Genomic DNA, 22685 nt, shown 5'->3' with positions numbered 1-22685 from the left:
ACTCTTTTAATTACAGACTGTGGTGACAGTAGTAAGGAGACCTGTATGGCAAAGTATCAAAACATGCTGGTGGCCATCGATCCTAATCAGGACGATCAACCGGCGTTACGACGAGCTGTCTATTTACATCAACGGATTGGTGGCAGGATAAAAGCGTTTCTGCCGATATATGACTTTTCTTACGAAATGACCACCCTTCTGTCGCCTGACGAACGCACCGCTATGCGTCAGGGAGTGATCAGCCAGCGTACCGCGTGGATCCGCGAGCAGGCAAAATTCTATCTTGATGCCGGTGTGCCCATTGAGATCAAAGTGGTGTGGCACAACCGTCCGTTTGAAGCCATCATCCAGGAAGTGGTGAGCGGCGAGCACGACCTGCTGCTGAAGATGGCCCACCAGCACGACAAGCTGGAAGCGGTGATCTTTACCCCGACCGACTGGCACCTGCTGCGTAAATGCCCGTGCCCGGTGTGGATGGTGAAAGACCAGCCGTGGCCGGAAGGCGGCAAAGCGGTGGTGGCGGTAAATCTCGCCAGCGAAGAGAACTACCACAATGCTCTGAACGAAAAGCTGGTGAAAGAGACGCTACACCTGGCCGAGCAGGTCAACCATACCGAAGTCCACCTGGTGGGCGCCTACCCGATTACACCGATTAACATTGCCATCGAACTCCCGGAATTTGATCCCAGCGTGTATAACGACGCCATTCGCGGCCAGCATCTGCTGGCGATGAAAGCGCTGCGGCAAAAATTCGGTATTGATGAGAAGTTGACCCACGTCGAGAAAGGCCTGCCAGAAGAGGTGATCCCGGACCTCTCAGAGCATCTGCAAGCCGGTATTGTGGTGCTGGGCACGATTGGCCGCACCGGTATCTCTGCCGCCTTCCTCGGCAATACCGCGGAGCAGGTTATCGATCACCTACGCTGCGACCTGCTGGTCATTAAGCCGGACCAGTATCAGACCCCGGTCGAGCTGGACGACGACGAAGACGATTAGCCATGAGAAAGCCCGCCGTAACGGCGGGCTTTTTTTTAGCTCTCGATGGCGGGCTGAGGCGACTGTTGCATGCCTTCGCCCTCTTTCATCCAGGGCGCATGCAGCACCATGCTTGGCAAGGCCAGTTTCACCCCCTCATCATTCAGGCTCTCCAGAATACGGATGTTGATCTCCTGCTGGATATCCATGTACTTGTTGTAGTCCGCCGTGTTGACGATATGTACCACTTCAAAGGTAAGCCTGTCCTTATCAAACCCGAGCAGATGGGCACGGTCAAAACGCGTTTCGCCGATATCCGTAATGATGTTCTTCACGTTATCGCCAATAACCCGCAGCTTTTCCGGGGGCGTATCGCTGGCCACGCCAAAGGTAAAGACGATACGACGGGTCTGCATACGCTTGTAGTTATGCAGGGTTTGCTGAAGCAGGATCGCATTCCCACAGACAATCTGTTCCCCACTCAGGCTGCGAATACGCGTCGTTTTGAGGCCAATGTGCTCTACCGTCCCGGCAACGTCGTTAAACACCACAAAATCCCCGATCTCGAAGGGCTTATCAAAACCTATCGAGAGCGAGGCGAAGACGTCGCTGAGAATGGTCTGTACCGCCAGCGCAATGGCAATCCCCCCCACCCCAAGGCTTGCCACCAGCGCAGTAATGTTGACGCCCGCGTTGGCAAGAATCGACAGCAGCATCACTGACCAGACAATTGCCCGCAGGATCATGCCGGTGATCACCAGGGTGACAGGGTTTTTATGGCTCCCCGGTGCCAGCATCACGTGCCGGAGCCAGGAGACCACCCCCTGATCCATCCACAGCGCCACCTGAATCGCCAGCACCAGGAACCAGGCATGGCTCAGGGCGCCATAGAGGCGATCCGGCAGTTCGACAAACCGCAGGCTAAACAGAAAGGCCACCACAAACAGCAGAACCCGGCTGGTTCTGTTAAGTATTTCCGTGAGGATAAAATGCATCTTGTGGGTAGCGGGATGTTTATCACCCCAGTTGGTGATGCCCTTATGGACAAAGGTGATGAGGCGCTTCAGTAGCCAGTAGATCAGCAGGGTTACCACCGTCACGGTGGCAAAGCCAATCCAGAATCTGGGGGTCATCATTAAGGTCAAAAAATCGAAACGTGACAAAAACTGCATGTCCCTTCTCCCTTTACGCAAAAAAGGAAAGTATAGACAGTGAGCGCGAGCAGCCTGCAGAAATGAGAAAACCGCCCGGTGGGGCGGTTTTATTAGCGTGCGTAACGCCGTATTACAGCGCTTTCAGGATCGCATCCACGCTGGCTTTGGCGTCGCCAAACAGCATGTGGGTGTTCTCTTTGAAGAACAGCGGGTTCTGCACGCCGGCATAACCGGTGTTCATGGAGCGTTTGAAGACGATAACGTTCTGCGCCTTCCACACTTCCAGAACCGGCATACCGGCGATCGGGCTCTTCGGATCGTCCTGCGCCGCCGGGTTCACGGTATCGTTAGCGCCAATGACCAGCACGGTGTCGGTATCGGAGAAGTCGTCGTTGATTTCATCCATCTCCAGCACGATGTCGTAAGGCACTTTCGCTTCCGCCAGCAGCACGTTCATGTGGCCCGGCAGACGCCCGGCAACCGGGTGAATACCAAAGCGCACCTTGATGCCGCGGGCACGCAGGCGCTCGGTGATTTCCGCAACCGGATACTGTGCCTGCGCTACCGCCATGCCGTAGCCCGGGGTGATGATCACCGAGTGCGAATTTTTCAGCAGGTCAGCGGTATCTTCGGCATTGATCTCACGATGCTCACCCACCTCTTCGTCACCGTCGGAGGTTTGTCCGTCGGTACCAAAGCCCCCGGCAATCACGCTGATGAACGAACGGTTCATCGCCTTACACATGATGTAGGAGAGGATCGCACCGCTCGAGCCGACCAGCGCACCGGTCACGATCAGCAGGTCGTTACTCAGCATAAAGCCTGCCGCCGCTGCCGCCCAACCGGAGTAGGAGTTCAGCATTGAGACCACCACCGGCATATCTGCCCCACCGATGGAGGCCACCAGGTGCCAGCCGAAGGCCAGCGCGATGATGGTCATCACCAGCAGCGCCAGCACCTGCATGCCCACGCTGTCCGTGCGTACGAACACCACCAGCAGCACGAAGGAGACAACCAGCGCAGCCAGGTTCAACTTGTGGCGGTTTGGCAGCATCAGCGGTTTAGAGGAGATCTTGCCGCGCAGTTTGCCGAACGCCACGATAGAACCGGTGAAGGTCACCGCACCGATGAAGATCCCGAGGAACACTTCGGTCAGGTGGATGTTCACCAGAATCGGCTCCATCCCCGGCTCGTGATACAGGTAGCTGTTAAAGCCTACCAGCACCGCCGCCAGACCCACGAAACTGTGCAGGATCGCTACCAGTTCCGGCATTTCGGTCATTTCAACGCGTTTGGCGAGACGGATACCAATGGCGCCGCCGATGATCATCGCCACCAGGATCCACGCAACGTTGCCGGTGTCCGGCCCGAAAATCGTGGCAATCAGCGCAATCGCCATCCCGGCGATACCAAAGTTGTTACCCTGCTGCGACGTTTCATGTTTTGAAAGCCCCGCGAGGCTGAAAATAAACAGGACCGCAGCAACAATGTATGCAGCGGTAACTAATCCTCCAGACATAAGTTACCCCTTATCCCTTACGAAACATTTTCAGCATGCGCTGAGTCACGGTGAAGCCACCGAAAATATTGATACTGGCGATCAGTACCGCGATAAAGCTGAGGAAACTGACCCAGCCGCCGTGACCAATCTGCAGTAATGCCCCGACCACGATGATCCCGGAGATGGCGTTGGTGACCGACATCAGCGGCGTATGCAGCGCATGGGAGACGTTCCAGACGACGTAGTAACCCACTACGCAGGAGAGCGCAAAGACGGTGAAGTGCCCCAGGAATTCTTTCGGTGCGACGTCCGCCAGCCAGCCAAACAGCACGATCGCCAGCGCCATAAAGGCAAACTTACGCCACGGCGAAGCCGGTTTTTCCGGCTCTTTCGGTGCCGGAGCGGCTTTGGCTGCCGCCTGCGGTTGCGCGGAAACCTGAATCGGCGGTGCCGGCCAGGTAATTTCACCCTCGCGCACCACGGTTACGCCGCGCACGACCACGTCGTCAAAATCAACGGTGATGGTGCCGTCTTTCTCTTTGCACAGCAGCTTCAGCAGGTTGACCAGGTTGGTACCGTACAGCTGGGAGGACTGGGTCGGCAGACGACCCGGCAGGTCGGTATAGCCGATCACCTTCACGCCGTTGGCGGTGGTGGTGACCACGCCCGGGACGGTGTATTCGCAGTTGCCGCCGTTTTGCGAGGCCAGATCGACGATCACGCTGCCGGCCTTCATGGAGTCGACCATCTCGCGGGTGATCAGCTTCGGTGCCGGTTTACCCGGGATCAGCGCGGTGGTGACAATAATGTCCACCTCTTTCGCCTGAGCGGCGAACAGCGCCATCTCGGCTTTAATAAAGGCTTCGGACATCACTTTTGCGTAGCCGTCGCCGCTGCCTGCCTCTTCTTTAAAGTCCAGCTCAAGGAACTCGGCGCCCATACTCTGCACCTGCTCTTTCACTTCCGGACGGGTGTCAAAGGCCCGGACGATAGCGCCCAGGCTGTTAGCTGCGCCAATGGCGGCCAGCCCGGCAACGCCTGCGCCGATAACCATCACCTTCGCCGGTGGGACTTTACCCGCCGCGGTGATCTGCCCGGTAAAGAAGCGACCAAACTCATGCGCGGCTTCGACGATGGCACGGTAGCCCGCGATGTTCGCCATCGAGCTCAGGGCATCCAGCGACTGCGCACGCGAGATGCGCGGCACGGAGTCCATCGCCATCGCGGTCACGCCGCGTGCCGCCAGTTTCTCCATCAGCTCCGGGTTTTGTGCCGGCCAGACGAAGCTCACCAGTGTGGTGCCCGGATTGAGCAGTGCGATTTCATTCTCTTCCGGCGCATTTACCTTCAGAATGATGTCTGAATGCCAGACGTTAGCGCCGTCTACAATTTCTGCGCCAGCCTGAATAAACGCCTCGTCATCGAAACTTGCCAGCTTGCCTGCGCCGCTTTCAACCGCGACGGTAAAACCCAGTTTAAGCAGCTGTTCCACCGTTTTTGGTGTCGCCGCTACGCGGGTTTCATTGGCAAACCGTTCTCTTGGTACCCCAATACGCATAGTAATCCCTTCCATCGGTTTTTGATGATGGTTTGTCGAACGTTCATCACGGGTATACGCCGGCAGTGACAGTCTTAACCTGCCACGCACGTTTACCCGCAGAAAATAAAACAGTAACAAACTTTCTATAACCTACTGAAAATACCGCCTGTGATCCACAGCAAGAAAACACTATTTATGACTTTAACTGTCAAAAATAAGCGATCGGCGTCTCAGACAGGCATATCTACCTTTATTTCCCCGCCAGGCCCGATGTTTAGCTCAGGCGAAGCGGCAAAAACACGATATAGCCCCAGCAAGAAACAACTTATTAACATTAAATCAACTTGTGAAAGTCATATGCTTTATTAGTTTTACTGGTCAAACGTGTGTTTTTTCAACATATCACTAAAGGTTATATATTTTGATGACTTACTCCGCACCGGTCGCGAAAAATCGCGCAGACAGCGACAGGTGTTAAATGCAATAATCAACAACGTTTTCAAATTAACAACTACACCAGTACCTGGTTTGCGTAAGGCGAAGGATTATTTTTATGAAGCTTAAGAACACTCTCCTGGCGTCCGCACTCCTTGCTGCGACCGCCCTGTCTGCCAATGCCGCAACAGAGTTAACGCCGGAGCAAGCGGCTGCAACGAAACCTTACGATCACGTTACGATCGTAGGTCGTTTTAACGCCATTGGCGATGCAGTTAATGCCGCCTCCAAACGCGCCGATAAAGAGGGCGCTGCCGCATTCTACGTCGTGGATAACTCCGAATACGGCAGCAGCGGCAACCAGCGCGTGACCGTTGCGCTGTATAAGGAGAATGCCCCGAAAGCGGAAGTGCCGAAAAACCGCGTCATTAACGGCGTGATGGAGCTGCCGAAAGAGCAGGCCGTTATGCTTGAGCCGTTTGATACCGTCACCATTCAGGGCTTCTACCGCAGCCAGCCGGAAGTGAACGACGCCATCACCAAAGCCGCGAAAGCGAAAGGGGCTGACGCCTTCTTCATCGTTCGTCAGATTGATGCCAACCAGGGCGGCAACCAGCGGATCACCGCCTACGTCTACAAGAAAGACGCCAAAAAACGTGTGATCCAGAGCCCTGATGCCATCCCGGCTAACTCTGATGCTGGCCGCGCGGCCATTGCCAAAGGCGGCGAAGAAGCGAAGAAAGTCGAGATCCCGGGCGTAGCGACCAGCGCAGCGCCAGGCGCCTCCGCTGCCGGTGTGGGCCGTTTCTTTGAGACCCAAACCACTCAGGGCGGCCGTTACAGCGTTACCCTCAACGACGGCACCAAAATTGAAGAGCTGAACAACGCCACTGCCGCGCAGATGATTCCGTTCGACAGCATCAAGTTCACCGGTAACTACGGCAACATGACCGAAATCTCCTACCAGGTGGCGAAGCGTGCGGCGAAGAAAGGGGCCAAGTATTACCACATCACCCGCCAGTGGCAGGAACGCGGTAATAACATGACCATCAGCGCCGACCTGTACAAATAAGTAAACAGATACACAGAGGCGGCGTAATGCCGCCTTTTTTTTGGCTTTTTACGCAGAATTCCGCCCTTCCTGATTGCATGCCTTCGTCACACTCCGTAAAATCCCGCGCCTTAGTGTGATCCACCATTATTATGCGTTTCGACGAAATAATTATTCTGGATCTGACCCTTTTTAAAAAGGAAGCCAATGGAAAAGAAACTTGGCCTGAGCGCTTTAACTGCGCTTGTTTTAAGCTCCATGCTCGGTGCAGGTGTATTCAGTCTGCCGCAGAATATGGCTGCCGTTGCCAGCCCGTCAGCATTGCTTATCGGCTGGGGCATCACCGGCGCCGGGATCCTGCTGCTGGCCTTTGCCATGCTGCTGCTGACGCGCATCCGTCCCGATCTCGACGGCGGCATCTTCACCTACGCCCGCGAAGGCTTTGGTGAGCTGGTGGGTTTCTGTTCCGCATGGGGTTACTGGCTGTGCGCGGTGATCGCCAACGTCTCCTATCTGGTGATCGTTTTTTCTGCGCTGAGTTTCTTTACCGATACGCCTGAACTGCGCCTGTTTGGCGATGGCAATACCTGGCAGTCCATCGTCGGATCTTCGGTGCTGCTGTGGTTCGTCCATTTCCTGGTACTGCGCGGCGTGCAGACCGCGGCGAGCATCAACCTGGTCGCCACCCTGGCGAAGCTGGTGCCGCTGGGGCTGTTTATCGTGCTGGCGTTTATCGCGTTTCGTCTCGATGTGTTTAGCCTGGACTTTACCGGCGTGGCGCTGGGCGTCCCGGTCTGGGAGCAGGTCAAAAACACCATGCTCATCACCCTGTGGGTCTTTATCGGGGTGGAAGGCGCGGTAGTGGTCTCGGCCCGGGCGCGCAATAAACAGGACGTCGGTCGCGCCACGCTGCTGGCGGTACTGGCGGCGCTGGGGGTCTATCTGCTGGTCACCCTGCTCTCCTTAGGCGTGGTGGCGCGTCCTGAGCTGGCGGAGATGCGTAACCCGTCGATGGCGGGCCTGATGGTCAAAATGATGGGTTCCTGGGGCGAAGTGGTGATTGCCGCCGGTCTGATCGTGTCGGTATGTGGGGCCTATCTGAGCTGGACCATTATGGCGGCAGAGGTGCCGTTCCTGGCCGCGACGCATAAGGCGTTTCCTCGTCTGTTTGCCCGTCAGAACAAGAACAATGCGCCTTCCGCCTCGCTGTGGTTGACCAATATCAGCGTGCAGGTTTGTTTGGTGCTGATCTGGCTCACAGGTTCGGACTATAACACGCTGTTAACCATCGCCTCTGAGATGATTCTGGTACCCTATTTCCTGGTGGGCGCATATTTGTTAAAAATAGCCACCCGCCCGATGCACAACGTCGTGGGAATGGGAGCCTGTATTTATGGCTTATGGCTGCTTTATGCCTCCGGCCCGATGCATCTGCTGCTCTCCGTGGTACTTTATGCGCCGGGGCTGCTGGTGTTTATTTATGCCCGTCGCACGCACCAGCTGCAACACGCGCTGAAACGCCGTGAAATGGTGTTGATTGGAATGTTACTGGTTGCCGCATTACCGGCAACGTGGATGCTGATGGGATAAGCGAGTTATCCCATCGTCGAACGGTTAAGGAGAATACGATGGGACACGCAAAGCCGCTCCCGATCCTGATTACTGGCGGAGGCCGTCGCATCGGTCTCGCGCTTGCCCACCATTTTCTGAATCTTCACCAGCCGGTGATTGTCAGCTACCGGACAAAATATCCTGCTATCGCCACCCTGTGCGAGGCGGGTGCGACCTGCATTGAAGCCGATTTTTCCACCGACGAGGGGATCCTGGCCTTTGCAGAGCGCGTAAAAGCCGAGACCCCTGCATTACGCGCCATCATTCATAATGCCAGCGCATGGATGCCAGAAACGCCTGACAACTCGCTCAGCGAAACGCTCTCCTGCATGCTGCAGATCCACGTTCACGCGCCCTACCTGCTGAACCATGCTCTGCAGGATCTGCTGCGCGGGCACGGCCATGCGGCCAGCGACATCATTCACTTCACCGACTATGTGGTAGAGCGCGGCAGCGATAAGCACATTGCCTATGCCGCCAGTAAAGCCGCGCTGGATAACATGACCCGCTCGTTTGCCCGCAAGCTGGCGCCGGAAGTGAAGGTCAACGCCATCGCCCCGTCGCTGATCCTGTTTAACGAGCACGACGATGCCGACTATCGTCAGAAGGCGCTGAATAAATCGCTGATGAAGATCGCCCCCGGAGAAAAAGAGGTGATCGACTTAATCGACTACATCCTGACCAGCTGCTACGTTACCGGCCGGTCGTTTGGCGTCGACGGCGGGCGGCCGTTACGTTAGTGAAAACGGCCCCAGCAGAAGATTAATACCCAGGCGCTGAGGCACCAGCAGACCACCGCCCCGCCCAGCGCCAGGGGCAGACGCATCACGCCGACGAAGTACCAGAGCGAGAGCAGATAAAGAAAGTACGGAATAATCGCCCACATCCCAAAGATGATGGTGGCGCGCAGCGCCTCGATGCCGCGCTCAGAGGCGACAATATAGTGGGCAATCAGGGCAAAGGTCGGAAACAGCGGGAGCAACCCGGCTATGTAATAGTTTTTGGTTTTGGCCAGTATTCCTATCAGTAGCACCACCAGCGCGCCTATCGCCGCTTTTATAAACAACCCCATCCTTTTTCCCTTAACAACTCACTAACAGTGCCGGGCAGCATAACGGAACGGCAATAATTTGCGAACGATTAATGGAAGGTTAAGGTTCTGCGGTGTATGTTGGCGTTTTCCGCAGACACAGACTTGCTATGAACAAGATCGTATACGTTGAGGATGAACCCGAAGTGGGCCAGCTGATTGCCGCTTATCTGGGTAAACATGATATGGAGGTCATCGTCGAAGCCCGTGGAGACCGTGCTGAAGAGGTAGTGGCGCGGGAAAATCCCGATCTGGTGCTGCTGGACATTATGTTACCCGGTAAAGATGGCATGACCCTGTGCCGGGATCTGCGTGCCCGCTGGCAGGGCCCGATTGTGCTGCTGACCTCCCTCGACAGCGACATGAACCATATTTTGTCCCTGGAGATGGGTGCTAACGACTATATTCTCAAAACCACCCCGCCGGCGGTGCTGCTCGCACGTTTGCGCCTGCATCTGCGCCAGCGCGTTGCGGCCACCAGTGATACCTCCGCCCCGCTGCTAACGCCGCACAAAGCGCTGCGGTTTGGCACCCTGTCCATTGATCCGGTGAATCGTCAGGTGCTGCTGTCCGGCGAACAGGTGGCGCTGTCGACGGCGGATTTCGATCTGCTGTGGGAGCTGGCGACCCATGCTGGGCAGATTATGGACCGGGACGCGCTGCTGAAAAACCTGCGCGGCGTCAGCTACGATGGCCTGGACCGCAGCGTGGACGTGGCCATCTCTCGCCTGCGCAAGAAACTGCTGGATAACGCCACAGAACCTTTCCGCATTAAAACCGTACGTAACAAAGGCTATCTCTTCGCGCCGCACGCCTGGGATATTTAGCCCCCTCAGCCTGCCGGGCATTGCAGGCTGCTTCCGCTGACAGCCCCCTTCTTCTGCGATTAATCTTTTGCTCCCATCCGCATATTATGTATTATGTTATAACATAACAATTATGGGGTGGGATTGTGTTAATCAAAAAGATGGTACTGGCGTCCGTTCTCGCGGCCCTCGCGAATTCGGTTTCTGCGGCGCAGGTTTATCCGCTGACGGTAGAAAACTGTGGGGTTAAAGAGACCTTTACGCGCGCCCCGCAGCGGGTGGTGACGGTCGGGCAACACGAGACAGAACTCCTGCTAGCGCTGGGGCTCGAAAAGAAAATCAGCGCGACGTCAGTCTGGTTTGGCCCCCTACCCGATACGCTGGCGGAGCGCGGTAAGGGAATAAAAAAACTGGCGGATAACGCCCCTTCCTTTGAGGCTGTCACCGCTCAACATCCCGATCTGGTGCTGGCGCAATATCACTGGCATATCGGGCCGCAGGGGGAAACGGGTACCCGCGAACAGTTTGCTTCGCTTGGCATCCCGACCTGGGTTTCTCCCGCCGACTGCATCGGCAAAAGCGTGACCGACAGTTCGAATGGCGACGGGGCGCGCAGCACGCCTTTCTCCATCGCGGAGATCGAGCGTGAAATCAGCGAGCTGGCGGCCATTTTCGACGTTCAGTCGCAGGGCAAAAAACTCAACGAGGCGCTGACCCTTCGTATTCAGAAGGCACAGGCGCGCGCCGCTGCGCAGCACACCAGGCCGCTGAAAGTCGTGTTCTGGTTCTCCAGCAGCCGGCTGAAAGGCGACCCCTGGGTGGCGGGCGACTATGGCGCGCCGGGCTGGATCGGCCACACGCTGGGGCTGAAAAACGTTATTGATTCCCATGATGAATGGCCTGCCGTCACCTGGGAACACATTGCTCAGGCGCAACCTGACGTTATCGTGATTGCTGAGATGTCCCGGCGCCTTTACCCCGCTGATGATGTCGCTGTTAAAAAAGCCTTTTTGTATCATGACCCGGTAACCAGAAACCTGCCCGCCGTAAAAAAAGGACACATCATTGTCGTCCCCGCGATGTCACTGAATCCCTCATTGCGTAATGTCGATGCCGTCGAGGCGATAAGTGAAAAACTAGCGACCTTTCAGGCTGAACCATGAGCATACTGACTTTCCGCGTCCCCTCTACGGTGCCGCGCTGGCGGCAACACAGCCTGACGGCAGTCGGGTTACTGACGCTGCCGGTAATGCTGGTATTTGCCGCCACCGTCGGGGATATGCCAGTTTCGTATGCGAATGCGGGTAAAGCCATTCTCAACGGCCTCGGGCTGGGTGCCTGGCCGCTGCCGCAGGTTGAGGAGGGCATTGTCTGGCAGTACCGCATGAGCCGGGCCCTGATGGCGGCCTGCAGCGGAGGGGGACTGGCGCTGTGCGGCCTGGTGATGCAGGCGATTCTGCGCAATCCGCTGGCCGAGCCCTATCTGCTGGGGATCTCTTCCGGCGCGTCGCTGGGCGCGGTCTGCGTCATGTTGCTGGGGATGGGTGGCAGCACGCTGGGCATCAGCGGCGGTGCCTTTATGGGCGCCTGCTGCGCATTTGGGCTTATCCTGCTGATCACCCATGGCATGACCGACAGCCCGCCACGCATCTTGTTGGCGGGTATCGCCGGTACCCAGCTGTTCAACGCCATGACCGCCTATATTGTCAGCACATCCGCCAATGCGGAGCAGTCGCGCAGCGTGATGTTCTGGCTGCTGGGGAGTCTGAGCGGCGTTCGCTGGCCGGATGCCCTCCTGGCTCTGGGGGTGGTGCTGGCCGGGTTTATGGTGATCTTCGCCTTTTCACGAACGCTTGATACCTTCACCTTTGGCGATGACGTCTCGACCACCCTGGGCGTGCCGGTCACCCTCGTGCGCATGATATTGCTGCTCACCTGTGCGCTGGTGACCGCGGTGATGGTCAGTATCATTGGTGCGGTGGGGTTTGTCGGGCTGGTGATCCCCCATATAACCCGGATGCTGTGCGGCCCCGGGCACCGCCGTTCAATTCCTCTGACCTTCCTGATCGGCAGTCACTTCATGATCCTCGCCGATGTGGTTTCCCGTACGCTGATTACGCATCAGGTGCTCCCCATCGGCGTGGTCACCGCGCTGGTAGGCGCACCTGCTTTTGTAGTCCTGCTGTATCGCAGCCGGGAGAAAAGAGTATGACCATTTCATTAAGCGGACTGCAGGTCTCCCTGCAGTCCCGAAAAGTGCTGCACGATATCGATCTGGAGCTGGCGACGGGTGACGTCGTCGGCCTGTTGGGGCCTAATGGTTCCGGTAAATCCACGCTGCTGCGCTGTCTGGCCGGGCTATTTCCGCGTCATGCGCATCATATCCGGCTGGATGGAACGCCGCTCAACGAGATCTCCCTGCGGGAGCGGGCCAAACAGCTGGCGTTTGTGCCCCAGCATGCCGAGGTCGACGGCGATCTGTGCGTTGAACAAATTGTCCGTCTGGGGCGCACCCCGCACCGCAGGGGGCCTTTTGGCTGGAGCGATACCGACGACAGCGCGGTTGAGAACGCGATCCGGTTAATGAAACTCTCCGGCCTGCGCCACCGGCTGTGGCGGCAGCTGTCCGGCGGGGAGCGGCAGCGCACGCAAATCGCCCGCGCCCTGGCCCAACAGCCGGGACTGCTGATCCTCGATGAGCCCACCAACCACCTGGATATTGAGTATCAGCTGGAACTGATGACCTTAATTACGCAGTTGCCCGTTACGGTGGTAGTGGCGCTGCACGATCTCAATCTCGCCGCCAACTACTGCCAGCGGCTGGTCCTGCTGAAAGCCGGATCGGTGATAGCCAGCGGGCCACCTGAAGCCGTGCTGACCTCAGATCTGATCGAAAATGCCTGGCATGTTAAAGCGAACGTCATAAAACAGGGCGACACGCTAAATATTCGCTATGCCATGAAGCAGCCCATTGCGTAAAGTGTGCGATGTCCCGCCAGAGAAGGTGAATCGTCTGGTCGGGCGGCATCATTAACGCGTGGTATTTGGGTGATATTCGATGAAAAAACTGTTCGTGCAGTTTTACCTCCTGCTGTTTGTCTGCTTCCTGGTGATGACCATGCTGGTCGGGCTGGTCTATAAGTTCACCGCCGAGCGCGCGGGCAGACAGTCGCTGGATGACTTGATGAAAAGCTCGCTCTATCTGATGCGCAGCGAACTGCGTGAGATCCCCCCTCACGACTGGGCGCGGACCATCAAAGAGCTGGATCTGAACCTGTCATTCAAACTGCGCATCGAACCCCTGAAAAAGTACAATCTGGATGCCCCGACCATGCAGCGACTTCGCGGCGGTGACATCGTCGCGCTGGACGATCAGTACACCTTTATCCAGCGTATTCCGCGCAGCCACTATGTGCTGGCGGTTGGCCCGGTGCCCTACCTCTACTTCCTGCACCAGATGCGCCTGCTGGATATCGCCCTGCTGGCCTTTATCGCCATTTCGCTGGCCTTCCCGGTGTTTATCTGGATGCGCCCCCACTGGCAGGACATGCTGCGCCTCGAGGCCGCCGCCCAGCGTTTTGGCGACGGGCACCTGACCGAGCGGATCCACTTCGACAGCGGGTCCAGCTTCGAGCGGCTTGGGGTGGCCTTTAACCAGATGGCGGACAACATCAACGCCCTGATCGCCAGCAAAAAACAGCTGATCGACGGTATCGCCCACGAGCTGCGCACCCCCCTGGTGCGGCTGCGCTACCGGCTGGAGATGAGTGAGAACCTGACCGCAGCGGAGTCGCAGGCCCTGAACCGCGATATCGGTCAACTTGAGGCGCTGATTGAGGAGCTACTGACCTATGCCCGCCTCGACCGTCCCCAGAACGAGCTCAAGCTCACTACCCCGGACCTGCCCGCCTGGCTGCGCAGCTACGTGGAGGACGTGCAAAGCGTCAACCCGCAGCGCACGCTGCGGATCGACAGCATGGACGGCGACTATGGCGCGCTGGATATGCGTTTGATGGAGCGGGTGCTGGATAACCTGGTCAACAACGCCCTGCGCTACAGCGATAACACCCTGCGTATCTCTTTGCAGCTGAACGGCAGCCGCGCCACGCTGTCGGTAGAGGATGATGGCCCCGGTATCGCGCCAGAGGCCCGTCAGCGGGTGTTTGAGCCCTTTGTCCGTCTCGACCCGAGCCGGGACCGCGCTACCGGCGGCTGCGGCCTCGGGCTGGCGATCGTCTATTCTATTGCCCAGGCGCTGGGGGGCGATGTCAGCTGCGAAGCCAGCGAGCTCGGCGGGGCCCGGTTCTGCTTTAACTGGCCCGTCTGGCATCATATTGCCCTACCCATCCCGGACTGACCTAAACCGCACGCTGGCCTGACCCGGCGTGCTGTGCTATATAATAAGTATGTTGTAACTAATGTGGTGTGCTATGGCAACTTACGATCTTATTGAACGCTTGAACTCAACCTTTCGCCAGATGGAACATGCGCTGGCCCGGCTCACGGACGATCTGAAAAGCTGCCGCTTACTGGCGGGCCGCGTCTTCTCTCTGCCGGACGTCGCCAAAGGCGCCGAGCACGATCCGCTCAACGCCATCGCGGTAAAACAGCACCTCGGCCAGGAGGCGCTGACGATGGCGCTGCAACACTATCGCCACCTGTTTATTCAGCAGCAGTCCGAAACCCGCAGCAGCAAGGCCGCCGTGCGCCTGCCGGGGGTGATCTGCCTCCAGAGCGATGCCGCCAACCGCATCCAGCTCACGGACCAGATCGCGGGCATTAACGCCTTAAAAGCGGAATTTGAAAAAATCGTCACCGAAGAGTCGGGCCTGGGCCCCGCCGCCCGCTTTGAGTGGGTGCATCACCAGCTGCCGGGTTTGATTACCCTCAACGCCTATCGCACGTTAACGGTCATCAACCACCCCGCCACCCTGCGCTTCGGCTGGGCCAATAAGCACATCATCAAAAACTTCACCCGCGATGAGGTGCTGGCGATGCTGGAGAAAAGCCTGAAGTCCCCGCGCGCCGTGGCCCCCTGGTCGCGGGATCAGTGGGTAGAGCGGCTGGAGGCAGAATATACCGCCATTCACGCCCTGCCGGCGGAGGCGCGACTGAAGATCAAGCGGCCGGTGAAGGTGCAGCCTATTGCCCGGGTCTGGTATGCCGGACAGCAAAAACAGGTCCAGTACGCCTGCCCGACGCCGCTGATCGCCTTGTATGATGACGATCGGGGGGCGGTGATCCCGGATATTGGCGAACTGCTGAATTACGATGCTGAAAATGTTCAGCACCGTTATAAGCCGCAGGCACAGCCGCTGCGATTGATCATCCCGCGGCTGCACCTGTACGTTGCAGAGTAGCTATTTCAGGCTGCCGACCATCTCTTCCGGGCGGACCCAGCTGTCGAACTCGGCCTCGGTGAGATACCCCAACGCCAGGGCGGCGGCTTTGAGGGTCAGCCCCTCCTTGTGCGCTTTCTTGGCGATTTCAGCCGCCTTGTCGTAGCCGATATGGGTATTGAGCGCCGTCACCAGCATTAACGACTCGTTGAGCAGCTGGCTGATGCGCTCGCGGTTCGGCTCGATACCCACCGCGCAGTGCTCGTTAAAGCTCTCCATCCCGTCCGCCAGCAGACGCACCGACTGCAGGAAGTTATGGATCACCATCGGGCGATAGACGTTCAGCTCAAAGTTGCCCGACGCGCCGCCCATATTCACCGCCACGTCGTTGCCCATCACCTGACAGCAGAGCATGGTCATGGCTTCACACTGGGTCGGGTTGACCTTGCCCGGCATGATAGAGCTGCCCGGCTCGTTCTCCGGAATGCCGATCTCTCCGATGCCGCAGCGCGGCCCGGAGGCCAGCCAGCGCACGTCGTTAGCGATTTTCATCAGCGAGGCCGCCAGCCCTTTCAGCGCCCCGTGGGCATGCACCAGCGCATCACAGGTCGCCAGCGCCTCGAACTTGTTTGGCGCGGTGACAAACGGCTGTCCGGTGATGGTCGCCAGCTCTTCAGCCACCCGTACCGCGTATTCCGGATGGGTATTGAGCCCGGTTCCCACGGCGGTGCCGCCCAGCGCCAGCTCCGCCAGGTGCGGCAGGCTGTGGTCGATATGGCGCAGGTTGTGCTCGAGCATCGCCACCCAGCCGGAGATCTCCTGGCCAAGGGTCAGGGGCGTGGCATCCTGCAGGTGGGTACGGCCAATTTTGACGATATCGCTAAAGGCGTGAGCTTTGGCATCAAGAGTGCGTTTCAGCACGTTCAGCTGGGGGATAAGTTGCTCGCGCAGGGCGATCAGTGCCGCCACGTGCATCGCCGTCGGGAAGACGTCGTTGGAGCTTTGACTTTTGTTGACGTCGTCGTTGGGGTGGATCTTGCGCTCCATGCCGCGCACGCCGCCGAGCAGCTCGCTGCCGCGGTTCGCCAGCACCTCGTTCATGTTCATGTTGCTCTGGGTGCCGGAGCCGGTCTGCCAGATGGCGAGGGGGAATTCATCGGGATGCTTGCCCGCCAGCACTTCATCTGCGGCGCTGATAATGGCGGTGGCTTTTTCCGCCGCCAGCAGGCCTAAATCCTGGTTCACTTTGGCGGCAGCACGTTTGGTCAGCGCCAGGGCCTGGATCAGCGAGACCGGCATTTTTTCAGTGGAAATACGGAAATGTTCCAGCGAACGCTGGGTTTGCGCGCCCCAGAGTTTGTCCTGCGGGACGTCGATGGCGCCCATCGAATCTTTCTCACTGCGTGAGGTGGTCATTACTTTCTCCTTGATAACACTGAAGTGGATTGCTCACAGCTCAAAGAAACAAGTATTGATGAGAACGGGGAAAGGGTATGGCGCTTTGTGCGCTCTTTTTGTTGCCCGGCTGTGCCGGGTGGCGCTGCGCTTACCCGGCCTACATGTTCGGTAGGCCGGGTAAGGCGTAGCCGCCACCCGGCAGGGTTTTCAAACTACTTCACACAGGCCGAACACTGCGAAGACTGGATCTGTTTGAAGAAGTCGTTGCCTTTGTCATCCACCAGGATAAACGCCGGGAAGTCTTCCACTTCAATTTTCCAGATCGCTTCCATGCCCAGCTCCGGGTACTCCACGCACTCGAGGCTCTTGATGCTGCCCTGCGCCAGTACCGCTGCCGGGCCGCCGATGCTGCCGAGATAGAAGCCGCCATGCTTGTGGCAGGCATCGGTCACCTGCTGGCTGCGGTTGCCCTTCGCCAGCATGATCATGCTCCCGCCGTTAGCCTGGAGCTGATCCACGTAGGAGTCCATACGCCCTGCGGTGGTTGGGCCTAATGAGCCGGAGGCATAGCCGTCCGGGGTTTTCGCCGGGCCGGCGTAGTAGATCGGGTGATCCTTGATGTACTGCGGCAGCCCTTCGCCATTATCCAGACGCTCTTTCAGCTTAGCGTGCGCGATATCGCGGCCCACGATGATGGTGCCGTTCAGGGAGAGACGGGTGGAGACTGGGTATTGCGACAGCTGGGCCAGGATCTCTTTCATTGGACGGTTCAGGTCGATGCGTACCGCCTCGCCCTCGCCCGCTTTACGCAGCGCTTCCGGGATGTACTTGCCTGGGTTGTTTTCCAGTTTTTCGATCCAGATACCGTCGCGGTTGATCTTGGCCTTGATGTTGCGGTCCGCCGAGCAGGAGACGCCCATGCCCACCGGACAGGATGCGCCGTGACGCGGCAAACGGATCACGCGGATGTCGTGGGCGAAGTATTTGCCGCCAAACTGCGCGCCGAGGCCGAGGTTCTGCGCTTCCACCAGCAGCTCCTGCTCCAGCTGGACGTCGCGGAACGCCTGACCATGTTCGTTACCTTCGGTCGGCAGGCCATCGTAGTACTTGGTCGACGCCAGCTTGACGGTTTTCAGGGTGCTTTCCGCCGAGGTGCCGCCAATCACAAACGCGATGTGGTACGGCGGGCAGGCCGCGGTGCCGAGGGTGCGCATCTTCTCCACCAGGTAGTTCTTCAGCTTGCCCGGAGAGAGCAGCGCTTTGGTCTCCTGATAGAGATAGGTTTTGTTCGCTGAACCGCCGCCCTTGGCGATGCAGAGGAATTTGTATTCGTCGCCATCGACGCTGTAGAGGTCGATCTGCGCCGGCAGGTTGGTACCGGTGTTCACCTCTTTGTACATATCCAGCGCGGCGTTTTGCGAGTAGCGCAGGTTATCTTCGATATAGGTGTTGTACACGCCGTGGGCCAGGGCCGCTTCGTCGCCGCCGCCGGTCCAGACGCGCTGGCCTTTTTTGCCGGTGATGATGGCGGTGCCGGTGTCCTGACAGGTCGGCAGAATGCCTTTCGCCGCGATATCGGAGTTACGCAGGAACTGTAGCGCCACGTACTTGTCGTTTTCACTGGCCTGCGGGTCGCTGAGGATATCGGCTACCTGCTGCTGGTGCGCCGGGCGCAGCATGAAGGAGGCATCGTGGAAGGCGTGTTGCGCCAGTAAGGTCAGCGCCTGCGGGTCGACTTTGAGGATCTCCTGACCTTCAAACTCAGAGACAGAAACGTGATCGCGGGTTAACAGATAATATTCGGTCTGATCCTTGGCCAGCGGGAAAGGATCCTGATAATGGAAGGGTTTATTCGACATTGATCTCTCACTTACTGCTTGGGTCTGATTATGTAGAGCAGATGTTCCGCTGCTCGGCTTAAAAGCGAGTTAGCCTATCCTACACAATTTTTTAACAAAAACTGAGACTAGTACGACTTTTTCCGAGCGCAGGTTACTTCCGCCCGGTTTATTGCTTTAATACGGGCAGTTAATTCCACATTTGAAACAGGGCTTGATAATGCAAAAACTCATTAACTCAGTGCAGAACTACGCCTGGGGAAGTAAAACTGCGTTAACGGATCTCTACGGTATCGCCAACCCCGACAACCTGCCGATGGCAGAGCTGTGGATGGGTGCGCATCCGAAGAGCAGCTCAAAAATTACCGACGCCAACGGGGTACGTTCCCTGCGTGAGGTCATCGACGCGGATAAAGCCACGCTGCTGGGTACAAAGGTTGCCGAACGTTTTGGCGAGCTGCCGTTCCTCTTTAAGGTGCTGTGCGCCGATCAGCCGCTCTCCATTCAGGTTCACCCGAACAAGCAGGCCTCTGAAGCGGGGTTTGCCAAAGAGAACGCGGCAGGTATTCCGCTGGATGCCGCCGAGCGTAACTATAAAGATCCCAACCACAAACCCGAGCTGGTGTTCGCCCTGACGCCGTTCCTGGCGATGAACGCCTTCCGCGAATTCTCTGAAATCGTCTCCCTGCTGCAGCCGGTGGCCGGGGCGCACAGCGCCATTGCCCACTTCCTCGAAAAACCGGATGCCGATCGCCTGAGCCACCTCTTCGCCAGCCTGCTCAATATGCAGGGCGACGAAAAATCCCGTGCCCTGGCGGTGCTAAAAGCGGCGCTCAACAGCCAGCAGGGTGAGCCGTGGCAGACCATTCGCGTGATTTCGGAATTTTACCCGGACGACAGCGGCCTGTTCTCCCCGCTGCTGCTGAACGTGGTGAAACTGGAGCCGGGTGAAGCGATGTTCCTGTTCGCTGAAACCCCGCACGCCTATCTCAAGGGCGTGGCGCTGGAGGTGATGGCCAACTCCGATAACGTGCTGCGTGCAGGCCTGACGCCGAAGTACATTGATATTCCTGAACTGGTGGCTAACGTTAAATTCGTCGCCAAACCGGCCGCTGAGCTGCTAACCCAGCCGGTGAAAAATGGCGCGGAGCTCGACTTCCCGATCCCGGTGGATGATTTTGCCTTCTCGCTGCACGACCTCAGCAGCGCCGAAACGCAGATTGCCCAACAGAGCGCGGCGATCCTGTTCTGCGTAGAGGGCGAAGCGGTGCTGAGCAAGGGCCAGGAGCGTCTGGTGCTGAAGCCGGGCGAGTCGGCGTTTGTTGCCGCCAGCGACTCGCCGGTCAGCGTCAGCGGCGTTGGCCGCCTGGCCCGGGTTTTCAACAAGCTCCAGTGACCGGCTGAATTTTTTAACAATTATTGCTAAGCTATTGGTAATCTTATGACCTCACCGGGCGGTTTTCACCGCTCGGTTTCATTTTAGGGATAATCACGATGAAGAAATCGGTTATAGCTGCAGGCGTTATTGTTGCATTAGGGGTGGTCTGGACGGGTGCGGCCTGGTTTACCGGGAAACAGCTGGAGGGCCATCTGGCAGAGATGGTGGCGCAGGCGAATAGCGAGCTTAAGCGTACCGCACCGGAAGCCGGGCTGGAGCTGAGCTATCAGGATTACCAGCGTGGCCTGTTCAAAAGCCATCTGCAGCTGGTGCTTAAACCGGTGGCGGGCACGCAAAATCCATGGCTACAGCCAGGACAAAGCCTGGTGCTGAACGAAGTGGTTGACCACGGCCCCTTCCCGCTGGCCCAGCTGAAAACCTTCAACCTGATCCCATCCATGGCCTCGGTAAAATCGACGCTGGTGAACAACGAAGCCTCTAAGCCGCTGTTCGATCTGGCGAAGAATGCGTCTCCGTTTGAGGCCAATACCCGCATTAGCTATGCCGGTGACACCCGCACCGATCTCGCGCTGAAAGCGCTGAATTACGAGAATGGCGACGAGAAAGTGGCCTTCAGCGGCGGCAATTTCCAGCTCGATGCCGATCGCGACGGCAACAGCTTCTCGCTGAAAGGTGAAGCGGCAAGCGGTCTGGTGAATGCGGTGAACGAGTACGGCCAGAAAGTGCAGCTCACCTTCAATAACCTGAAAACCGATGGCAACAGCCGTCTTACCGACTTTGACGAGCGTATCGGCGATCAAAAAGTGACCCTTGATAAGCTGGCTATCGCCATCGAAGGCAAAGAGATGGCGGTGCTGGAAGGCACGGACCTGAGCGGTAAGGCCGAGCTGTCGAAAGACGGCAAGAGCGTCAACAGCCAGGTGGATTACAGCCTGAAGAGCCTGAAAATACAGAATCAGGATATGGGTACCGGCAAGCTGACGCTGAAAATCGGCAATATCGACGGCCAGGCCTGGCATCAGTTCAGCCAGCAGTATCGCGCTCAGAGCCAGGCCCTGCTGGCAGATAAAGCGCTGATGGAAAATCCGGCACTCTATCAACAGAAAGCGACAGAGGCTTTCTTCAGCAACCTGCCGATCCTGCTGAAAGGCGAACCGGTGGTGACCCTCGCGCCGCTGAGCTGGAAAAACAGCAAAGGCGAGACCAACTTCAACCTGTCGCTGTTCCTGAAGGATCCGGCCACCGCCACGGGTGAAGCACAGACCCTGGCTCAGGAAGTGGATCGCAGCGTGAAATCGCTGGAGAGCAAGCTGACCATCCCGATGGACATGGCGACCGAGTTCATGACCCAGATTGCGAAGCTTGAAGGCTATAACGAGGATGATGCCGGCAAGCTGGCCAGCCAGCAGGTGAAAGGCCTGGCGGCGATGGGTCAGATGTTCCGCATCACCACCGTGGAAGATAACGTCATCAGCACCAGCCTGCAGTACAGCAACGGTCAGGTGACGCTGAACGGGCAGAAAATGCCGCTGGAAGAGTTCGTCGGCATGTTTGGCGTTCCGGCGCTGAATCTCGCCGTACCGGACGAGCCTGCCGCGCCAGCGGTTCCGGCTCCTGCGCCGGTGCCTGCGGTTCCACAGCAGTAAACCGCAAAACCCCTCTTCGGAGGGGTTTTTTATTGCCGGTCATCCTTTCCAGCCGGCCAGAAAGTCCATCAGCAGGGCATTCACTTTCTCAGGCTGTTCCTCCTGCGGCAGATGGCCGCACTCTTCAATGGCATAAGCCCTGAGATCGTCCGCCATCTCCGCCCAGACGCTCTGCATATCGAAGAGTTTACCGACGGCGTGAAAGTCATTGCCCCACAGCGACATCACCGGGCAGGCAATTTTAACCTCCGCGTCTGCCAGATCTTGCTCTACATCCTCGGCGTTGGCGCGATAGTCCGCCATCGCCCCGCGCACGGCACCAGGGGCCTGATAAGCCCGGACATAGGTATCAAACGCCTCACCGCTGATGGTCGAGGGATCGAAGGTCCAGTCCGAGAAGAAATGGCGTAGCCAGATATGCTCCCGACCGGCTATCAGGGCTTCAGGCAGATCGGGCACCAGATGAAACAGGAAGAACCAGTAGGCGCGGGCGATGGAGGCGTTGAGATCCCGCGCCACGATGCGCGTGGGGACGTTATCCATCACCACCAGGCGATCCACCAGCTCAGGATAGTCTTTCGCAAAGCGGGTCGCGACGCGCGCCCCGCGGTCGTGCCCCACCAGCACCACTTTGTTCAGGCCCAGCGCGCGCATCAGCTCCCGGATATCCCGGGCCATGTTGCGTTTATCGTAGCCGGAGGCCGGTTTATCGGTCTCCCCGTAGCCGCGCAAATCCGGGGCAATCACCCGGTAGTGCCTGGACAGGACGGGAATTTGATACCGCCAGGCGTAGTTGGTTTCCGGGAAACCGTGCAGGAGGATCACCGGCGCGCCTTCCCCCTCTTCAATGACGAACTGACGAATACCATTAGCCGTTACGGTGTAACTTTTCATTATCATCT

Annotated in this window: 19 protein-coding genes; 12 read left to right on the top strand and 7 right to left on the bottom strand. The window is 58.0% G+C overall.

The annotated features are described in order from the left end of the window. The first annotated feature begins 45 nt into the window (after positions 1–45). Complete coding sequence (gene uspE / locus ES815_RS19500) at positions 46–996, top strand: universal stress protein UspE (protein ID WP_142489283.1); 951 nt, start codon at positions 46–48, stop codon at positions 994–996. A gap of 35 nt (positions 997–1031) precedes the next feature. Here the strand turns inward: uspE and ES815_RS19495 are convergent, their stop codons facing one another. From ES815_RS19495 to pntA, 3 genes are all read right to left on the bottom strand, one after another. Further along, positions 1032–2147 (bottom strand): mechanosensitive ion channel family protein, encoded by a 1116-nt coding sequence (locus ES815_RS19495; RefSeq protein ID WP_142489282.1) that lies wholly within the window; start codon positions 2145–2147, stop codon positions 1032–1034. Positions 2148–2259: 112 nt separating this feature from the next. Then, positions 2260–3648 (bottom strand): Re/Si-specific NAD(P)(+) transhydrogenase subunit beta, encoded by a 1389-nt coding sequence (gene pntB / locus ES815_RS19490; RefSeq protein WP_142489281.1) that lies wholly within the window; start codon positions 3646–3648, stop codon positions 2260–2262. A gap of 10 nt (positions 3649–3658) precedes the next feature. Then, positions 3659–5188 (bottom strand): Re/Si-specific NAD(P)(+) transhydrogenase subunit alpha, encoded by a 1530-nt coding sequence (gene pntA, locus ES815_RS19485; RefSeq protein ID WP_142489280.1) that lies wholly within the window; start codon positions 5186–5188, stop codon positions 3659–3661. Between the two features lie 535 nt (positions 5189–5723). Here pntA and ydgH point away from each other — a divergent pair. From ydgH to folM, 3 genes are all read left to right on the top strand, one after another. After that, positions 5724–6677, top strand: coding sequence for a DUF1471 family protein YdgH (gene ydgH, locus ES815_RS19480; protein ID WP_142489279.1), 954 nt, complete (start codon positions 5724–5726; stop codon positions 6675–6677). Positions 6678–6863: 186 nt separating this feature from the next. Continuing rightward, positions 6864–8246, top strand: a complete 1383-nt coding sequence (locus tag ES815_RS19475) for an amino acid permease (RefSeq protein ID WP_142489278.1) — start codon at positions 6864–6866, stop codon at positions 8244–8246. Between the two features lie 38 nt (positions 8247–8284). Next, positions 8285–9007 carry a dihydromonapterin reductase gene (folM, locus tag ES815_RS19470; protein ID WP_142489277.1) on the top strand — a complete coding sequence of 241 codons (723 nt, stop codon included), beginning with the start codon at positions 8285–8287 and terminating at the stop codon, positions 9005–9007. Here folM and ES815_RS19465 read toward each other — a convergent pair. Next, the gene (locus ES815_RS19465; RefSeq protein ID WP_142489276.1) at positions 9004–9339 is read right to left on the bottom strand and encodes a GlpM family protein; all 336 of its coding nucleotides are present in this window, start codon (positions 9337–9339) and stop codon (positions 9004–9006) included. The two genes, folM and ES815_RS19465, sit on opposite strands and share 4 nt — an antisense overlap. Before the next feature lie 128 nt (positions 9340–9467). On the opposite strand from ES815_RS19465, the gene rstA reads away from it, so the two are divergent. The 6 genes from rstA (at position 9468) to tus (ending at position 15523) form a co-directional block, all read left to right on the top strand. Beyond that, positions 9468–10184, top strand: a complete 717-nt coding sequence (rstA, locus tag ES815_RS19460; protein WP_142489275.1) for a two-component system response regulator RstA — start codon at positions 9468–9470, stop codon at positions 10182–10184. A gap of 125 nt (positions 10185–10309) precedes the next feature. Next, on the top strand, positions 10310–11326 hold the full coding sequence (locus ES815_RS19455) for an ABC transporter substrate-binding protein (protein ID WP_142489274.1): 1017 nt from the start codon (positions 10310–10312) through the stop codon (positions 11324–11326). Between the two features lie 86 nt (positions 11327–11412). After that, positions 11413–12375: a FecCD family ABC transporter permease gene (locus ES815_RS19450; RefSeq protein ID WP_260609707.1), complete on the top strand. Its 963-nt coding sequence runs from the start codon at positions 11413–11415 to the stop codon at positions 12373–12375. Beyond that, entirely contained in the window at positions 12372–13142 is a 771-nt protein-coding gene (locus tag ES815_RS19445; protein ID WP_142489272.1) for an ABC transporter ATP-binding protein, read from the top strand. Before ES815_RS19450 ends, ES815_RS19445 begins: the two co-directional genes overlap by 4 nt. Before the next feature lie 79 nt (positions 13143–13221). After that, entirely contained in the window at positions 13222–14520 is a 1299-nt protein-coding gene (gene rstB / locus ES815_RS19440) for a two-component system sensor histidine kinase RstB (protein ID WP_142489271.1), read from the top strand. A gap of 73 nt (positions 14521–14593) precedes the next feature. Further along, the gene (gene tus, locus ES815_RS19435) at positions 14594–15523 is read left to right on the top strand and encodes a DNA replication terminus site-binding protein (protein WP_142489270.1); all 930 of its coding nucleotides are present in this window, start codon (positions 14594–14596) and stop codon (positions 15521–15523) included. Here the strand turns inward: tus and fumC are convergent, their stop codons facing one another. Then, on the bottom strand, positions 15524–16918 hold the full coding sequence (gene fumC, locus ES815_RS19430; RefSeq protein WP_142489269.1) for a class II fumarate hydratase: 1395 nt from the start codon (positions 16916–16918) through the stop codon (positions 15524–15526). Positions 16919–17112: 194 nt separating this feature from the next. Further along, the gene (fumA, locus tag ES815_RS19420; protein WP_142489268.1) at positions 17113–18759 is read right to left on the bottom strand and encodes a class I fumarate hydratase FumA; all 1647 of its coding nucleotides are present in this window, start codon (positions 18757–18759) and stop codon (positions 17113–17115) included. A gap of 199 nt (positions 18760–18958) precedes the next feature. On the opposite strand from fumA, the gene manA reads away from it, so the two are divergent. Next, positions 18959–20134 (top strand): mannose-6-phosphate isomerase, encoded by a 1176-nt coding sequence (gene manA, locus ES815_RS19415; protein WP_142489267.1) that lies wholly within the window; start codon positions 18959–18961, stop codon positions 20132–20134. A gap of 98 nt (positions 20135–20232) precedes the next feature. Then, entirely contained in the window at positions 20233–21783 is a 1551-nt protein-coding gene (locus ES815_RS19410) for a YdgA family protein (protein ID WP_142489266.1), read from the top strand. Positions 21784–21822: 39 nt separating this feature from the next. Here ES815_RS19410 and ES815_RS19405 read toward each other — a convergent pair whose 3' ends face one another. After that, the gene (locus tag ES815_RS19405; RefSeq protein ID WP_142489265.1) at positions 21823–22677 is read right to left on the bottom strand and encodes an alpha/beta fold hydrolase; all 855 of its coding nucleotides are present in this window, start codon (positions 22675–22677) and stop codon (positions 21823–21825) included. Positions 22678–22685 lie beyond the last annotated feature (8 nt).

Origin of the sequence: Leclercia adecarboxylata (assembly GCF_006874705.1) — a bacterium.
Lineage (GTDB): Bacteria > Pseudomonadota > Gammaproteobacteria > Enterobacterales > Enterobacteriaceae > Enterobacter > Enterobacter adecarboxylatus_C.
Note: the sequence above shows the minus strand (reverse complement) of the source record. Positions and strands in the feature narration are given on the sequence as shown.

Bases quoted from the DNA above. Each gene is read 5' to 3' on its own strand.
- tus (WP_142489270.1), top strand. From the start codon at position 14,594: ATGGCAACTTACGATCTTATTGAACGCTTGAACTCAACCTTTCGCCAG.
- ES815_RS19465 (WP_142489276.1), bottom strand. From the start codon at position 9,339: ATGGGGTTGTTTATAAAAGCGGCGATAGGCGCGCTGGTGGTGCTACTG.
- ES815_RS19445 (WP_142489272.1), top strand. From the start codon at position 12,372: ATGACCATTTCATTAAGCGGACTGCAGGTCTCCCTGCAGTCCCGAAAA.
- ydgH (WP_142489279.1), top strand. From the start codon at position 5,724: ATGAAGCTTAAGAACACTCTCCTGGCGTCCGCACTCCTTGCTGCGACC.
- uspE (WP_142489283.1), top strand. From the start codon at position 46: ATGGCAAAGTATCAAAACATGCTGGTGGCCATCGATCCTAATCAGGAC.
- fumC (WP_142489269.1), bottom strand. From the start codon at position 16,918: ATGACCACCTCACGCAGTGAGAAAGATTCGATGGGCGCCATCGACGTC.
- ES815_RS19495 (WP_142489282.1), bottom strand. From the start codon at position 2,147: ATGCAGTTTTTGTCACGTTTCGATTTTTTGACCTTAATGATGACCCCC.
- ES815_RS19450 (WP_260609707.1), top strand. From the start codon at position 11,413: ATGCTGGTATTTGCCGCCACCGTCGGGGATATGCCAGTTTCGTATGCG.
- pntB (WP_142489281.1), bottom strand. From the start codon at position 3,648: ATGTCTGGAGGATTAGTTACCGCTGCATACATTGTTGCTGCGGTCCTG.
- fumA (WP_142489268.1), bottom strand. From the start codon at position 18,759: ATGTCGAATAAACCCTTCCATTATCAGGATCCTTTCCCGCTGGCCAAG.
- ES815_RS19405 (WP_142489265.1), bottom strand. From the start codon at position 22,677: ATGAAAAGTTACACCGTAACGGCTAATGGTATTCGTCAGTTCGTCATT.
- ES815_RS19410 (WP_142489266.1), top strand. From the start codon at position 20,233: ATGAAGAAATCGGTTATAGCTGCAGGCGTTATTGTTGCATTAGGGGTG.
- manA (WP_142489267.1), top strand. From the start codon at position 18,959: ATGCAAAAACTCATTAACTCAGTGCAGAACTACGCCTGGGGAAGTAAA.
- pntA (WP_142489280.1), bottom strand. From the start codon at position 5,188: ATGCGTATTGGGGTACCAAGAGAACGGTTTGCCAATGAAACCCGCGTA.
- folM (WP_142489277.1), top strand. From the start codon at position 8,285: ATGGGACACGCAAAGCCGCTCCCGATCCTGATTACTGGCGGAGGCCGT.
- rstB (WP_142489271.1), top strand. From the start codon at position 13,222: ATGAAAAAACTGTTCGTGCAGTTTTACCTCCTGCTGTTTGTCTGCTTC.
- rstA (WP_142489275.1), top strand. From the start codon at position 9,468: ATGAACAAGATCGTATACGTTGAGGATGAACCCGAAGTGGGCCAGCTG.
- ES815_RS19475 (WP_142489278.1), top strand. From the start codon at position 6,864: ATGGAAAAGAAACTTGGCCTGAGCGCTTTAACTGCGCTTGTTTTAAGC.